The sequence below is a fragment of the Massilia sp. DD77 genome, assembly GCF_036961685.1.
Classification (GTDB): domain Bacteria; phylum Pseudomonadota; class Gammaproteobacteria; order Burkholderiales; family Burkholderiaceae_D; genus Telluria.
In genome coordinates this window covers 62,276-77,484 of the sequence record NZ_JBAMDH010000013.1, presented here as the reverse complement: position 1 = coordinate 77,484, position 15,209 = coordinate 62,276, and the positions used below count along the sequence as shown (strand labels likewise).

Below are 15,209 nucleotides of genomic sequence, written 5' to 3'. Positions count from 1 at the left end.
ATGACACTTGCCAGACGAATCGTCGCCGAGGGCCTCGGCACGGCGCTCCTGCTGGCCGTGGTCGTGGGTTCGGGCATCATGGCCGAGCGGCTGGCCGGCGGTAATGTGGCGATCGCCCTGCTGGCCAACGCGATAGCGACCGGCGCTGGCCTGGTGGCGCTGATCCTGATGTTCGGGACGATCTCGGGCGCGCACTTCAATCCGGTCGTCACGCTCTCGGAAGCGTGGCAAAAGAACCTGCCGGCCGCAGAGGTGATCCCCTACATCGCCGTACAGGTCATCGGCGCCTTTGCAGGTGTGGCCGCTGCCCACATGATGTTCGATGTTCCCGTGTTCTTTGCGTCCGAACATGTGCGCACCGGCACCGCGCAATGGTGGAGCGAATTCGTCGCCACCTTCGGCCTGATCGCCGTCATCATCGCTTGCTCGCGCAGCCGGCCCGGCGTGACCCCGTTCGCGGTCGCCGCCTACATCACGGCCGCCTACTGGTTCACCTCGTCCACCTCGTTCGCCAACCCTGCGGTGACCCTGGCGCGCAGCGCCACCGATACCTTCGCCGGCATCCGTCCCGCCGATGCATTCGGGTTCATCGTTGCGCAGCTGCTGGGTGCCGCCGCCGCGACGCCACTGTTCTGCTGGCTGTATCCGGCGCCTCACCGCGAGGCGTCGGTGGCCGGCACGGTGGCGCCGAGCGACTTCGCCGGCGCGGAACGACATCAAGAGATCAAGCATGGCTGACTTACTTTCGAACCTCCCGAACATCAACCCAGCGTTGTTGGACCTGCCTACGGTCGAGAAGCTTGCGCCGGTAGGCGACCTGAGCCACCCGCCGCGCATCCTCATGCTGTACGGCTCCTTGCGCGAACGCTCCTTCAGCCGCTTCCTGACCCATGAGGCGGCGCGCATTCTCGAACACTTCGGCGCGGAGGTGAAGATCTTCGACCCGATGGAGCTGCCCATGGTGGGCAGCGCACCTGATACGCATCCGAAGGTGGTCGAACTGCGCGAGCTGTGCCTGTGGTCCGAAGGCCAGGTGTGGTGCAGCCCGGAGCGTCACGGTGCAATTACCGCCGTGATGAAGAACCAGATTGACTGGATTCCACTGGAGATGGGATCAATACGTCCCAGCCAGGGGCGGACATTGGCGGTGATGCAGGTGTGCGGTGGATCGCAGTCGTTCAATGTGGTGAACACCCTTCGGCTGCTGGGGCGCTGGATGCGCATGTTCACGATCCCCAATCAGTCTTCGGTGCCGATGGCGTATAAAGAGTTCGACGATGACGGACGCATGCGGCCCTCTGCTTATTACGACCGGGTAGTGGATGTCATGGAGGAGCTGTTCAAGATGACTCTACTCATGCGGGGCCGCACCGACTATCTCACGGAGCGGTACAGTGAGCGAAACGAGCAGGCGCAAAAAGCGATCAACCGGCAGATCGAAAAACGCTAGCGCCACAGGAATGTCCGCATTTGGCTGCGCATTCGATCGGCCGGCGCATCCCGATCCGACCCCGGCGCGCGGCGACCGCACGCCCAGCCGCGCAACGCCCTGTTCTTCACGGCCGGACCAGGCAATGGCGCGCGCGGCCAGGACGGCCGCATCCAGCTGCAGTGAGCCGGGCGCCGGGAGGGAGCGGCCATCATGTCCTTGCGCCGACGCGCTTTCCGGGATGCCGAAAGCGCGCTTTTCGCGCAGCCGCTAGAATGCTTTTCCGACCCGTTTCGATGCCAGGCCGCCGCCGCGGCCGCGCATCCGTCCCAGGAGAAGCCATGGCAGAGCAATCGCCCTACGTCCCACCCAAAGTCTGGACACCCGCCGCCTCCGGCGGCACCTTCGCCAACATCAACCGCCCGGTCGCCGGCGCCACCCACGAGAAGGCGCTCCCGGTCGGCAAGCACCCGCTCCAGCTGTATTCGCTGGGCACGCCCAACGGCGTCAAGGTCACGATCATGCTCGAAGAGCTGCTGGCCCTTGGCCATGCGGGCGCCGAGTACGACGCCTGGCTGATCCGCATCAACGAGGGCGACCAGTTCTCCAGCGGCTTCGTCGAGATCAACCCGAATTCGAAGATCCCCGCCCTGGTGGACCGCAGCGGCGCGCAGCCGCTGCGCGTGTTCGAATCCGGCTCCATCCTGGTCTACCTGGCGGAGAAGTTCGGCGCCTTCCTCCCCACCGACATCCCGGCGCGCACCGAGACCCTCAACTGGCTGTTCTGGCAGATGGGTTCCGCGCCCTTCGTAGGGGGCGGCTTCGGGCATTTCTATGCGTATGCGCCGGAAAAACTGGAGTATCCGATCAACCGCTACGCGATGGAGACCAAGCGCCAGCTCGACGTGCTCGACCGCCAGCTGGCCGGACACCGTTTCGTGGCGGGCGACGAGTACACCATCGCCGACATGGCGATCTGGCCCTGGTATGGCGGGATGGTGCGCGGCGAGGCCTATGACGCGGCCGAGTTCCTGGCGGTGCACGAGTACACGCACGTGGTGCGCTGGGCCGAGGAGATCGCGGCGCGGCCCGCGGTGATCCGCGGGCGCAAGGTCAACCGGGTGCGCGGCAAGCCGGAGGAGCAGGTGGCGGAGCGGCACGGGGCCGCGGACCTGGATTGATCATTGGGTTGGCGGCTCCGCCGCCAACCCTAGGTCCAACAGGAAGCGCTGGTGCATCATGCGCGCCATCTCGTCCGCCGGCACCGGCCGCGCGATGTAGAAACCCTGCACCTCGTTGCAATCCAGTCCGCGCAGGATGTCCAGCTGCTCCTCGGTCTCCACGCCTTCCGCCACCACCGACATCCCGAGCGCGTGCGCCATCGACACGATGGCCTGGAAGAACACCTTGCCTTCCTTCGACCTGGCCAGCTCGTTGGTGAAGGCCCTGTCCACCTTGAGCACGTCCATCTTGAGGCGCTGCAGCTGCGACAGCGAGGAATAGCCGGTCCCGAAGTCGTCCACGTGCAGCTTCACGCCCAGCGCACGCAGTGCGGCCAGCTCGGCCAGGATGTCGTCGTGGTCGCCCATCATCGCCGATTCGGTGATCTCGACCTCGATCAGGCTGGCCGGCACCGCATGGCGGGACAGCGCCGCGCTGAGCTGGCGCTGCACGCCGCCGCGCAGGAACTGCTTGGGCGAGACGTTGATCGAGACCGGCACCAGTTCCGCGCCGGCCGCGCGCCAGGCGGCCAGCTGGGCGCAGGCCTTGTCGATGACGGCTTCGCCGATGCGCACGATCAGGCCGGTGGCCTCGGCCAGTGGAATGAAGTCGCCTGGCGGCACCATGCCCAGTTCGGGATGGCGCCAGCGCAGCAGCGCTTCCATGCTCAGCAGCTCGCCGCTGCGGGCGTCGACGCGGGGCTGGTAGTGCAGCAGGAACTGGTCGGCCTCGACCGCTTCCAGCAGGCGCTGCTTCAAGCGCGCGCGCGAATTCAGGTTCTGCGAATAGGCCGGGTCGAAGAAGCGGTACTGGCCCTTGCCTTCGTTCTTGCCCGCGTACATGGCGATGTCGCTGTGGCGCACCAGGGTCTCGGCGTCCAGGCCGTCGCGCGGGTACATGGCGATGCCCACCGAGGCGCCCACCGCGTGCAGCTCGTCCTTGAACAGGAAGGGCACGCCGAAGGCCTCGACGATGCGCGCCGCCACCGAGGCGGCCTGGCGCTCGCCGTCGCAGGGGTGCAGCAGCACCACGAATTCGTCGCCGCCGAAGCGCGCCACCTGGTCCGTCGGACGCAGCAGCGACAGCAGGCGCTGGGCGGCGGACTTCAGCAGCTGGTCGCCGGTGGCGTGGCCGTGCGAGTCGTTCACGTGCTTGAATTCGTCCAGGTCGATGAACAGCAGGGCCAGCCCGGCGCCGCTGGTCCTGGCGCCGGCCAGCGCGGCCGGCATCGCGGCCAGGAAGGCGTGGCGCGTGGCCAGGCCGGTCAGGCTGTCCTCGTTGGCCAGGCGTTCGAGCTGGACTTCGTGTTCCTTGCGCTCGCTGATGTCCTGCAGGGTCACGGCCAGGCCGTTGCCGACCCGGACCAGGCGCCGCCGCCCCCAGCCGATGTTCAGGCGGTTATCGACCGGCATCTTGCGGTCGTCCTCGTAGAAGCCCGCCTCCATCGCCTTGCGGTAGGTGGCCAGCAGTTCTTCGCCGAACAGGGCATTGTCGATGCGCGACAGGCTGGCGCCCACCAGTTCCTCGCGCTTCATGCCGTAGAAGAAGGCGCCGCGCTCGTTGCAGTCGACGATGCGGAAGTCCTCGATGTCGCCCTCGCGTCCTCGCACGGCGGCCGCCATGTAGAAGCCGTCGTTGCCGCTCTCGGTAGCGGTGCGGTAGGCGCGCCGCACTTCGTCCTGCTCGCGTTCGCGCTGCAGGCCGCGCCGCGCCAGCACCGCTCCCGCCATCCCCAGCAGCAGCAAGCCGATGCTGGCGACGATGGCGCGGTCGCGGCCGTCCAGCCAGTAGGCTTGCGCGCCTGCCTGCGCCGCGCTGTGCGACAGCCCGACCAGGGCCACCAGCGGATACACGGTGGAGTGGCGCCAGCCCAGTACGCGCGGCAAGCCGTCGCGGAAGCCATCCTGGCCTTCGGCCAGGCGCACGCCGCGCTCGCTGGTCCACATCGCGCCGCGCAGCGGTAACAGTGGCAGCAGCGGCGCGACGGTGTCGGCGAAGGCCGCGCCGTCGCTGCGCTGCTCGATGCGCAGGCGTCCTTCGCTGCCGGCCAGCGCCACCACGCCGTCCACGCCCAGAGTGGCCGGGCTGACGAAGGAAGTGAAGTAGCGCGCCTCGACCGCCATCAGCACGATGCCGTCGAACTCGTCGTCCGCGGTATCGAGGCGCCGCGTGAACAGCACCCCATCGCCCTCCTTGCCCTCCCTGTCCGCCTTGCCGAACACCGGCGGCGCGGCGCCGACCCGCAGCGCGGTCGAGATGTGGTTGCGGTGCTGGCCGAAGTACTGTCCGCCGGAGAGATCCGCGCCGAGCAGGGCCGGCCGGGTCGAGGAACGCACGATGCCGTTGCGGTCGACCAGCGCCACCACGCGGAAGGCGCTGTCGGTGAACATGCCGTCGCGCCGCAGGTCGTCCAGCAGGCGGGGATCGCGCGATTGCTCCCAGCTGAACTTGAGCTGCATCGTGATCTGGTCCATCTGCCCGACCGAGCGCGTGATGTACTGCTCGTAGGCTTCGGCATAGGCGCCGGCATCCTTGCGCACCTGGGCCTCGGCGCGCGCCAGCTCGGCGTTCGCGCGCACCAGGGTCAGGATCCACAGCGCCGCGCAGGCCAGCACGGCCAGCAGCGGCCAGGCGAAGACGGGAAAAGGCCGGGGGCGGAAGGAAAGGTGGGTGGGGTGCTTGCTCATCAACGGCAGTATCGGAATCACGTCTGCCGCCAGTCTAATGAGCCTTGATGTCATCCTGATGACACGGCAATCACGCTGGCGACAGCATGTAGCCGGCCCCGCGCACCGTCTTGATCAGCGACTTGGCGCGCCCCAGTGCCTTGCGCAGGCGCAGCACGTGGACGTCGACCGTGCGCTGGTCGAGGGTGTCGGGGGTGTCCCACAGGTGGGCCAGCAGCTGGGCGCGCGAAAACACCTGCCCCGGATGGCACAGCAGGAAGCGCAGCAACCGGTATTCCGCGTGGCGCACCTCGACCTTGTGGCTGCCCACGCGCACGCTGCAGCTGAGCGGGTCGAGCACCAGGCGGCCGGAGCGCAGCAGGCGCGATTCCAGGCCTTCGTCGGGCGGGTGGGGAATGAATTCGGGGGACGGTGCGGCCGGCGCCTCCTGCGGATCGCGTTCGCCCTCGGCGCAGTCGGCCGCCAGCAGGATCACGGGACGCTCGCGCAGGCGGCGGTCGCCGCGCAGGCGCGCCAGCAGGCGCATGCCGCCTTCGTGGCGCAGCATCGATTCCTGCAGCAGCAGTTCCGGGCGTTCGCGCCCGATGAAGTCCCAGGCCTGCGCCAAACTCGGCACGCTATGCCAGATCCACTCGTCCTCGTGCAGCGAGAACTTGAGCAGTTCGGCGATGGCCGGCTTGTCGTCGACCACCAGGACGATGGTATTGGCCGTTGTCATGGGGAAGCCCGGTGCTAGGGTTGGCGGCTTCGCCGCCGACCCTAGGTCAATGAGGATGCCGGCGGCCGGGCCGCCGGATGCGATGCCGATCAGTAGATCGCCTTGCCCGAACCGTCCTTCAGCCCGCTCTTCCACGACGCCTGCACCTGCTTGACCACCGATGCCGGCAGCGGCACGTAGTCCAGCTCGGCGGCTGCCGGGGCGCCGTTCTTGAAGGCCCAGTCGAAGAACTTCACGACTTCGGCGCCCTTCGCGGCATTGGCCTGGCTCTTGTGCATCAGGATGTAGGACACGCCGGTGATCGGCCAGCTTTGCTTGCCCGCCTGGTCGGTCAGCACCACGCCGAAGCCCGGGGCCTTGGTCCATTCGGCGTTGGCGGCGGCGGCCTTGAAGTGCTCGTCGTCAGGCTGCAGGAACTGGCCGTCCTTGTTCTTCATCTGGGTGTGCGACAGCTTGTTCTTCTTGGCGTAGGCCCATTCGACGTAGCCGATCGCGCCCTTGATGCGCTGCACGTTGGCGGCCACGCCTTCGTTGCCCTTGCCGCCCACGCCCACCGCCCACTTCACCGCGGTGCCGGCGCCGACCTTGCTCTTCCAGTCCGGGCTGACCTTCGACAGGTAGTCGGTGAACAGGAAGGAGGTGCCCGAGCTGTCGGCGCGGTGCACGACGGTGATGTCGGCGTCGGGCAGCTTCACGCCCGGGTTCAGGGCCGCGATCTCGGCCGCATTCCACTTGGCGATTTTGCCCAGGTAGATGTCGGCGATGACCGGGCCGGTCAGCTTCAGCTGGCCGGGGGCGACGCCCTCGACGTTGACCACGGTAACCACGCCGCCCATGATGGCCGGGAACTGCATCAGGCCGTCGCTGTTCAGGTCTTCCGGCTTGAGCGGCATGTCCGAGGCGCCGAAGTCGACGGTCTTGGCCTTGATCTGCTTGATGCCGGCGCCCGAGCCCACCGACTGGTAGTTCAGGCCGGTGCCGGTCGCCGCCTTGTACGACTCGGCCCACTTGGCGTAGATCGGGTACGGGAAGGTTGCGCCCGCGCCGGTGATGTCAGCGGCGAACGAGGTCGTCATCACGAGTGCGGCGGCAGCGCCGGCAAGGATCTTCTTGATCATGGGCTTGGTATTCCTATTTCTGGTTGTAGGGGAGTTCGTTTTGGACCACGCAAAAAGAATAGCCGCCGAATATGACCGCAATGTGACCGCCGATGTGACAAAGGCATGACGCGGATGCACATGTTCGCGCGACCCGCTTGTTGCGGTTTTGCTATGATGGGCGCTCCACCCTCACCACATGGATGACACCGCATGCGCCCCCTGCTCCGTGTTTTCTGTTCCGTCCTCGCGGCCGCCTCGCTCGGCGCCTGCGCCAGCAACGAACGCCTGCCCGAGGCGCGCTACACCATGGTCGAGCGCCAGGTGTTGCCGCTCGACCAGCGCGTGGCCATCACCTACGAGGGCGCGGACGACAGCCGCTGTCCCGAGAACGCGCGCTGCGTGTGGGCCGGCCAGGTGGCCTACCGCTTCACGCTGCGCATCGGCAATAGCGTGGCCCAGGCCTTCTACCTGGTGCCGGGACGTCCCGGCTATACCAACCCGGCGCTGCGCGGTTCGCGCATCGAACTCGACCGCAACCTGACGGCGCCGCCGCGCGGCATGGCGGACATGCGCCCGGCGTCCTATCCGGTCACCTTCAACATGTACGCCATGTGAGCGCCCGCGCTCGCTGCCAGGAGAATCCATGAAAGAACTCGCCCTCGCGTGCGGGCTGGTGCTGTCCATCGCCATTCACCCTGCCGCCGCCAGGACCCCGGTCGCCACCGGCACCGGCGGCGCGGTCGCCACCATCAGCGAGCAGGCCTCGCGCTCGGCCATGACGATCCTGAACCAGGGTGGCAACGCGGTCGACGCGACGATCGCGGCGGCCGCCACCCTGGGCGTGACCGATCCCTTCAGCTGCGGCATCGGCGGCGGCGGCTTCATGGTGATCTACCTGGCCAAGGACAAGCGCGTCATCACCATCGACCACCGCGAGACGGCGCCGGCCACGGCCACGCCCGCTTTGTTCCAGCTGGACGGCAAGGAAATCGACTTCGAGACCGCGGTGGCCAGCGGCGCGGCGGTCGGCGTACCGGGCACGGTGCGCGGCTGGCATGAGGCGCTGGAGCGCTACGGCAGCATGCGCTTCAAGCAGGTGCTGGCGCCGGCGATCGAGGTCGCCACCAAGGGTTTCAGATTGAATGAAACTTTCTTTCACCTGGCCAGCGAAAATGAAAGGAAATTTCAGCAATTCCGCAGTACGAGCGAGCTTTACCTGAAGGACGGCAAGCCCCTTCCGGCCGGCACCCTGCTGCGCAATCCCGGCCTGGCCAAGGCTTACCGCGAGATCGCCGCGGGCGGCGTCGAGGCCTTCTACGAAGGCCCGATCGCGCGCGCCATCGTCGACGCCGTGCGGCGCCCGCCGGTGGCGCCGGGCAAGAATGTGCGTTCCGGCGCGATGACGATGGTCGACCTGGCCAACTACGAGGCGCGCATCCGCATGCCGCTGCACAGCACCTACCGCGGCTACGACCTGTACGGCATGCCCCTGCCCTCGAGCGGCGGCGCCACCGTGGCCGAAGCCCTCAACATCCTCGAAGGCTACGAGCTCAAGTCCATGCCGCGCGCCCAGGCCGAGCACCTGTACATCGAAGCCAGCCGCCTGGCCTTCGCCGACCGCAACGCCTACCTGGCCGATCCCGAATACCTCGACGCGCCCCTGGCCGGCCTGCTGTCGAAGCAGTACGCCGCCCAGCGCCGCAAGCTGATCGGGCCGCGCGCCGCGGCCCAGGTGGCGGCGGGCGATCCCTACATCTTCCAGGACGACCAGAGCGTGCCGCTGCGCCCGCAGGCCCAGCGCATGCAGCCGGAGAGCGCTCATACCACCCACCTGACGGTGTCGGACAAGGAGGGCAATGTCGTCTCCTACACCTTCACCATCGAATCCTGGGGCGGGAGCGGCATCGTGGTGCCTGGCTATGGCTTCATCCTCAACAACGAGATGACCGACTTCGATTTCAGCGGCCCGCACCCGAACGTGCCGGAAGCGGGCAAGCGTCCGCGCTCGAGCATGGCGCCGACCATCGCGCTGAAGAACGGCAAGCCGGCCTTCAGCATCGGCAGCCCGGGCGGCTCGACCATCATCACCACGGTGCTGCAGACCATCGTCAACCACATCGACCTGGGCATGCCGATGCACGAGGCGCTGGACGCCCCGCGCATCAGCGAGCGCAACGGCGCGGCGAGCTCGATCGAGCCGGGCTTCGCGGGCAGCGCCCAGGCGCGCGCCCTGGAAGCCTTCGGCCACCGCTGGGAAGCCAAGCCGGAGGAAATCGGCGCCGCGAATGCGCTGGTGTTCAATCCGGACGGCACCGTCACCGCAGTCAGCGAGGGCAAGCGCCACGGGGTCGGCACGGCCCTGGTGCAGCGGCGCGGGCACTGACCGAGACGCCGCCGGACACGTCCGCGCCATCTTTACTGACGCGCGGGCGGTTTTTTCGTACCGTCGTGCACTACACTGTCGCTACGGCGGCAGCCTGCCATCCACCTGCCCCGTCACCACGACAACAATAACGACCGGGAGACCCCTATGAGCGATTTCATCACCCTGCTGCCGACCCTGCTGATCGGCGCCCTGGCCCTCATCATGTTCGGACTCGGCCTGTCCCTGACCCTGGGCGACTTCCGCCGCCTGCTCGGCCATCCCAAGGCGGTCGTCGTCGCGCTGGCGCTGCAAGCCCTGGTGCTGCCCGCGATCTGCTACGGCCTGGTCGTGTTGTTCGGCGTGCCGCCCATCTACGCGGTCGGCCTGATGCTGCTGGCCGCCTCGCCGGGCGGTGTCTCGGCCAATTTGTTCAGCCACCTGTTCGGCGGCAACGTGGCGATGAACATCTCGCTCACCGCGATCAACACCCTGCTGTCCATCGTCAGCCTGCCCCTGATCGCCAACTTCGCCATCGAGACGTTCTCGAAGAGCGGCCAGGTGGTGCCGATGCAGACCGGGAAGGTGATCGAGGTGATCGGCATCGTCCTGATCCCCGTGGCGGTCGGCATGCTGGTCAAGCGCAGCGCGCCCGGTTTCGCCGCGCGCATGGACAAGCCGATGAAGCGCTTCTCGATGGTGGTGCTGGCCCTGCTGGCCATCATCGCCTTTGCCAAGGAATGGAACGCCCTCACCTCGTCGTTCGCCACCATCGGCGCCGCCGTGATCGCCTTCAATGTCCTGAGCCTGGGCCTGGGCTACTACGTGCCGCGCCTGCTGGGCATGGACAAGGCCAACGCGGTCGCGATCGGCTACGAAATCGGCATCCACAACTCGACCCTGGCGATCTTCGTCGCGGTGTCGGTACTGGGCGACTTCCGCCTGATGGTGCCGGCCGCGATCTACTCGATCAGCATGTACGTGTTCGCCACCGCCTTCGGCCTGCTGGTGCTGGGCAAGCCGCAGACGGCGCCGGCCGCCGCGCAAGCCTGAGGAGCGCACGCGTAACATGCCTTTGCACCACCGCAGCGGGAACAGCGCCTCGGACGACAAGCGTTTCCGGGAGCTGTTCGAACAGGCCCGTGTCAGCATCCAGATCCTCTCGCCCGCCGGGCTCACCCTCTGCGTCAACAAGGCCTGGGAAGACCTGTGGCATATCCGCGAAGGCAGCGCGGTCTATGACTATGTACTGAGCCCGGCCTACAACGTCCTGCACGATCCGCAGCTCGAGGCAAAGGGCATCGCGCCCTACCTGCGGCGGGCAGTCGCCGGCGAAGTGGTCGAGATCCCGGCGATCCGCTACGACACCGCGGAACTCGGCTACCCGGGCCCGGCGCGCTGGGTGACCGCGCGCGCCCATCCGGTCAAGGACGCCGAAGGCCGGTTGCTCGAAGTCGTGCTGATGCACGAGGACATCACCGAGCGGGTCGAAGCGGAGACCGCCCTGCGCGAACGCGAAGAGCGCTTCCGCTCGCTGGTGATGAGCACCTCGCACATCCTGTGGACCGCGTCGCCCAGCGGACGCGTGCTCGACGACATCCCGTCCTGGCGCGACTACACCGGCCAGACCTGGGAAGAAGCGCGCGAGTTCGGCTGGCTCGACGCCCTGCATCCGGACGACCGCGAGCGCACCAGCCGCATGTGGGCCGAATGCATCGCGGCAAAGAAGATCTTCATGGGCGACTACCGGGTGCGGCGCGCCGACGGCGTCTACCGCTGGACCGCAGTCAAGGGTGTTCCCATCCTGGACCAGGACGGCGAGGTGCGCGAATGGATCGGCACCAACACCGACATCGACGAGGCCGTGGCCGAACGGGCCGACCTGGCCGAGCGCCTGGACCGCGAGCGGCGCCAGTCGGCCCTGCTGGCCAAGCTGGCGCGCGCTTCCCAGACCCTGCATGCCGCCCTGTCCAGCCAGGACATCGCCGCCACCCTGGAGGGCGAAGTGCGCGACATCCTGGGCGTGCGCCACGCTCGCGTGACCTTGGCCACCGATGGCGCCGCGCCGGCGCTGGCGGACAGCGAAGGCCTGGCCGCGCCGCTGCTGGACCGCAAGGGCCGGCACATCGGTACCTTGCATGCCAGCGGCAAGATCGCCGGCGCGTTCAGCGAGGAGGACGAAGCGGTGCTGGTCCAGCTGGCCTCGATCGCGGCCAACGGCTTCGAGAACGCGCACCTGTACGGATCGCTGCGCGAACAGGACCGGCGCAAGGACGAGTTCCTGGCCATGCTGGCCCACGAACTGCGCAACCCGCTGGCGCCGATCGCGGCGGCCGCCGAGGCCTTGAAGCTTTCCGCCATTGATCCCCGTGTGCGCCGCTCGAGCGAAGTGATCGGCCGCCAGGTGCGCCACCTGACGGCGCTGGTGGACGACCTGCTGGACGTGTCGCGGGTCACGCGCGGCCTGGTGGAACTCGAGCGCAAGCCGCTCGAGGTGGGCAGCATCGTGGCCAACGCGGTCGAGCAGGCGCGTCCGGTACTGGAGGCGCGCCGCCACCTGTTCGAACTCGATGTGGGTGCGCCGGGTGCGCGCGTGCTGGGCGACGCCACGCGCCTGGTGCAGGTGCTGACCAACCTGCTGAACAACGCCGCCAAGTACACGCCGCCCGGGGGGCAGATCCGCCTGACGGTGCTGCGCGCGGATTCCGGGGCCCGCCCTGGCGTCAATTTCCAGGTCAGCGACGACGGCATCGGCATCGAGCCGGGCCTGCTGCCCCATGTGTTCGACCTGTTCACCCAGGCCGAGCGCACGCCCGACCGCTCCCAGGGCGGCCTGGGGATCGGCCTGGCTCTGGTGCGCAACATGGTGGCGCTGCACGGCGGCGGGGTGAACGCACACAGCGCTGGGCCGGGACAGGGCAGCAGCTTTACCGTCTGGCTGCCCACGGTCTAGGGCCTCTTCAGTCCATGCGCCCGGCCGGGAAGGCAAAGGGCGCACGCGTCATGACGCGCCATCCCCGCAGCGCCACGGCGCCTGCCAGCACAAGGGCAATGGCCGCGGCGCCCGGCATCAGGGGCAGGCCGAAGCGCTTGTGCAGGACGGCGCCGGCGCCGAGGCAGGCAACAACGGCGCCGGCCAGCAGCAGCACCGCCAGGCTGCTGCGCAGCGACCTGCGCCGCGCATGGTCGCGCAGGACGACCGCCATCATGGGCAGCGCCAGGCAGCTGGCGCAGGCCTGCATCAGCAGGGTGCCGGGCGTCGCCCCTCCCGCCCAGGCCAGGATCAGCGCTGCCAGTGCGGCGACCGCCCAGGCGCCGAGCGACTGGACGAGCAAGGCCCGTCCCAGCAGGCGATTGAAGGCCGGGGCCGCAGCGGGCGGCAGTGGGGTGAGCCGCACCAGCGATTGCTCGGTTACGGCGGACGCCATCGCCTGCAGCGACAGGCTTGCCTGAACCGCCGGCAGGAACAGGATGCCGGACGCCATGACCCATCCGGCATCGGCCATGGTGTCCAGCGCTCCGGCCGATCCGCCGATTCTCACCAGGCCGATCGTCACCAGTCCGAGCACGAAAGTCACCAGCATGCCGGCCCAGATATCGACGCGGCCCTGGCCCAGTCCCAGCACGTGCAGCAGCAGGCTGCGCGCATCGCGGCGGGCGCAGTCGCGCCGCAGTACGGCGGCATACCACCGGCCTGCGTTACCCCGGGCCTTCTGGCCGCCCATCGAATGCGGCGCCGCCCATCGGTTGCGCCGTGCCTGCATACGCCAGTGGCGCTCGCCAGCCCGTGGAAGCATCGTCGCCACGGCCGCCAGGCCTGCCAGCGCCAGCAGCGCCAGCTCCAGTGCCAGGAAGGCGGGGCGATCGGCGAGAGTAAGGAGCCAACGCGGCAACATGTGCGCCGAGGGCGCAGTCATCACGGTGCCGACGATCAGTACCGTTCCGGCGCCATGCCCGGCGGCTCCCAGACCCGCGCCCAGCGAAAACAGCGTCAGCCACAAGACGGTCGCCACCAGTGTGCCGGGCTCGACGAAAGGACAGGCGGCAATGCCCGCCACGCACAGGAACCAGATGCCGAAGGCGAGTTCCGCCAGTCGCCGGCGCATGGCCGGAGCCAGCTGGGCATTTGCCGGCGTGTTCAACTTCACGGCCCCCGCCATGAACTGGAAGGCCCATGCGAGCAGGAGCAGCGCCAGCGGCGTGCACCAGGCCCAGGCAAGCGCCAGGCGCGGCCCGCCCTGGAAGGCGCCAAGCACGGCGCCCAGCACGGTCAGCGACAGGATGCCCCATCCCAGCACCGTATTGGCGCGCGGACGCACATGGGTGACCGCAGCGGTCCACAGCACGGCATATTGCCGCAGGCGCGCGGTCATCGCGTCACCTCGATGAACAGGTCTTCGAGGCTGAGCGATTCGCCCCGGCCGCGCGGCACGGCCGCTTCCCGGCGCGCGCCTTCGAGCAGCTCGTCCAGCCCGCCCTGCAAGCCGATCCTGCCATCCTTGAGGAAGGCGACGTCGAGCGCCACCCGTTCGAGGTCGGTCAGGATGTGGGTCGAGAACACCACCGTGGTGCCGCGCTCGATCACGCCGTCCACCAGTTCGGCCAAAAACGCGCGCCGCCCGGCCGGGTCGAGGGCGGACACCGGCTCGTCCAGCACCAGCAGTTCGGGATCGTGGGCCAGCGCACGGATGATGGACAGGCGCTGCTGCTCGCCGCCGGACAGGCGATGGATGGGCTGGGCGCGCATCAGCGGATCGAAACCCCAGCGCTCCAGCAGCGCCTCGACCTTGGCTCCGTTCCAGCGCGGGTACAGGGCCTTGAAGTAGTCCAGCAGCTGCACCGGCGTCATCCATCCGAACAGCTCGGCCTTTTGCGGCACGTAGCCGATGCGGGCGCGGGTCGCCTCGGACAGGCGGTCGACCGGCTCGCCGTAGAGGAGCGCGCTGCCGGCATCGAGTTCGCGCAGGCCGAGCAGGCACTCCAGCAGGGTCGACTTGCCTGCCCCATTGCGGCCCAGCAGGCCGACGACCTGCCCTGCCCCGACCTGCCAGTCGAGGCCTTGCAGGACCGCCTTGCTGCCGAAATGCTTTGCGACGCCGCGCAACTGGATAAGGGGTGGGTTCACGCTTGTTCCTTCAGGATGTCGGTAAAAAGGGAGAGGACGGTTGCGGGGTCGAGCTCGAGTTCGCGCGCCTCGCGCGCGGCGCGTTCCAGGGTCGGGCGCAGCAGGGACAGGCGCTGTTCGCCGTTCCTGGCCGCCGGCGCGCGTTCGGCCACGGCCATGCCCAGGCCGCGGCGGCGCGCCAGCACGCCCTCCATCTCGAGCAGGCCGTAGGCCTTGGACACGGTCATCGGATTGACGGCCAGGGCCTGGGCCACCTCGCGCACGGAAGGCAGGCTGTCGCCGGCGGCGAGCTGGCCGCCGGCGACCAGGCGGCGCACCTGATCGACCAGTTGCCGGTAGATCGGCTCGGACGACCCGGTTGCGATCGCGAACAGCTGGGCGGTGTGATCGGTCATGAGGGCGGTCATTCGTGTATATGTGTATTAGTTGATTAATACAGTAGATTGATGGCGCGTCCCTGTCAAGGCCTTCATGCAGACAATGCGGACAGCATTCCAGTGATATGGAAAACAAATCACAGAGGCGGTGATGACATATTGGACAACTAAGCCGCCAGCGGGCACCCTA

General features: G+C 68.3%; 13 protein-coding genes. 7 read left to right on the top strand and 6 right to left on the bottom strand.

From position 1 onward, the window contains the following. The 3 genes from V7778_RS09615 to yghU all read left to right on the top strand — a co-directional run bounded on the left by V7778_RS09615 (position 1) and on the right by yghU (position 2,610). Positions 1 to 738 (top strand): MIP/aquaporin family protein, encoded by a 738-nt coding sequence (locus V7778_RS09615; protein WP_335554465.1) that lies wholly within the window; start codon positions 1 to 3, stop codon positions 736 to 738. After that, the gene (arsH, locus tag V7778_RS09610; protein WP_335554462.1) at positions 731 to 1,450 is read left to right on the top strand and encodes an arsenical resistance protein ArsH; all 720 of its coding nucleotides are present in this window, start codon (positions 731 to 733) and stop codon (positions 1,448 to 1,450) included. The genes V7778_RS09615 and arsH overlap by 8 nt, the downstream gene beginning before the upstream one ends. 320 nt (positions 1,451 to 1,770) lie before the next feature. Beyond that, positions 1,771 to 2,610 (top strand): glutathione-dependent disulfide-bond oxidoreductase, encoded by an 840-nt coding sequence (gene yghU / locus V7778_RS09605; RefSeq protein ID WP_335554459.1) that lies wholly within the window; start codon positions 1,771 to 1,773, stop codon positions 2,608 to 2,610. On the opposite strand, the gene V7778_RS09600 is transcribed toward yghU, so the two are convergent. The 3 genes from V7778_RS09600 to pstS form a co-directional block, all read right to left on the bottom strand. Next, on the bottom strand, positions 2,611 to 5,337 hold the full coding sequence (locus tag V7778_RS09600; RefSeq protein WP_335554456.1) for a bifunctional diguanylate cyclase/phosphodiesterase: 2,727 nt from the start codon (positions 5,335 to 5,337) through the stop codon (positions 2,611 to 2,613). Positions 5,338 to 5,407: 70 nt separating this feature from the next. Next, on the bottom strand, positions 5,408 to 6,055 hold the full coding sequence (locus V7778_RS09595) for a winged helix-turn-helix transcriptional regulator (protein WP_335554453.1): 648 nt from the start codon (positions 6,053 to 6,055) through the stop codon (positions 5,408 to 5,410). Between the two features lie 89 nt (positions 6,056 to 6,144). After that, positions 6,145 to 7,173: a phosphate ABC transporter substrate-binding protein PstS gene (gene pstS, locus V7778_RS09590; protein ID WP_335554450.1), complete on the bottom strand. Its 1,029-nt coding sequence runs from the start codon at positions 7,171 to 7,173 to the stop codon at positions 6,145 to 6,147. A 192-nt stretch (positions 7,174 to 7,365) separates the two neighbouring features. Here pstS and V7778_RS09585 point away from each other — a divergent pair, with 192 nt between their 5' ends. The 4 genes from V7778_RS09585 (at position 7,366) to V7778_RS09570 (ending at position 12,470) form a co-directional block, all read left to right on the top strand. Beyond that, complete coding sequence (locus V7778_RS09585; RefSeq protein WP_335554447.1) at positions 7,366 to 7,770, top strand: hypothetical protein; 405 nt, start codon at positions 7,366 to 7,368, stop codon at positions 7,768 to 7,770. A gap of 28 nt (positions 7,771 to 7,798) precedes the next feature. Continuing rightward, a complete protein-coding gene (ggt, locus tag V7778_RS09580; RefSeq protein ID WP_335554445.1) occupies positions 7,799 to 9,538 on the top strand; it encodes a gamma-glutamyltransferase in 1,740 nt (579 codons plus the stop codon). A 147-nt stretch (positions 9,539 to 9,685) separates the two neighbouring features. Beyond that, a complete protein-coding gene (locus tag V7778_RS09575; protein WP_335554443.1) occupies positions 9,686 to 10,570 on the top strand; it encodes a bile acid:sodium symporter family protein in 885 nt (294 codons plus the stop codon). A 16-nt stretch (positions 10,571 to 10,586) separates the two neighbouring features. After that, on the top strand, positions 10,587 to 12,470 hold the full coding sequence (locus V7778_RS09570) for an ATP-binding protein (protein ID WP_335554440.1): 1,884 nt from the start codon (positions 10,587 to 10,589) through the stop codon (positions 12,468 to 12,470). Between the two features lie 7 nt (positions 12,471 to 12,477). Here the strand turns inward: V7778_RS09570 and V7778_RS09565 are convergent, their stop codons facing one another. The 3 genes from V7778_RS09565 to V7778_RS09555 are packed head-to-tail and all read right to left on the bottom strand — an operon-like array spanning position 12,478 to position 15,037. Beyond that, on the bottom strand, positions 12,478 to 13,890 hold the full coding sequence (locus V7778_RS09565; protein ID WP_335554436.1) for a hypothetical protein: 1,413 nt from the start codon (positions 13,888 to 13,890) through the stop codon (positions 12,478 to 12,480). Beyond that, positions 13,887 to 14,642, bottom strand: coding sequence for an ABC transporter ATP-binding protein (locus V7778_RS09560; protein WP_335554433.1), 756 nt, complete (start codon positions 14,640 to 14,642; stop codon positions 13,887 to 13,889). The genes V7778_RS09565 and V7778_RS09560 overlap by 4 nt, the downstream gene beginning before the upstream one ends. After that, entirely contained in the window at positions 14,639 to 15,037 is a 399-nt protein-coding gene (locus V7778_RS09555) for a GntR family transcriptional regulator (RefSeq protein ID WP_335554430.1), read from the bottom strand. The genes V7778_RS09560 and V7778_RS09555 overlap by 4 nt, the downstream gene beginning before the upstream one ends. Positions 15,038 to 15,209: the final 172 nt, after the last annotated feature.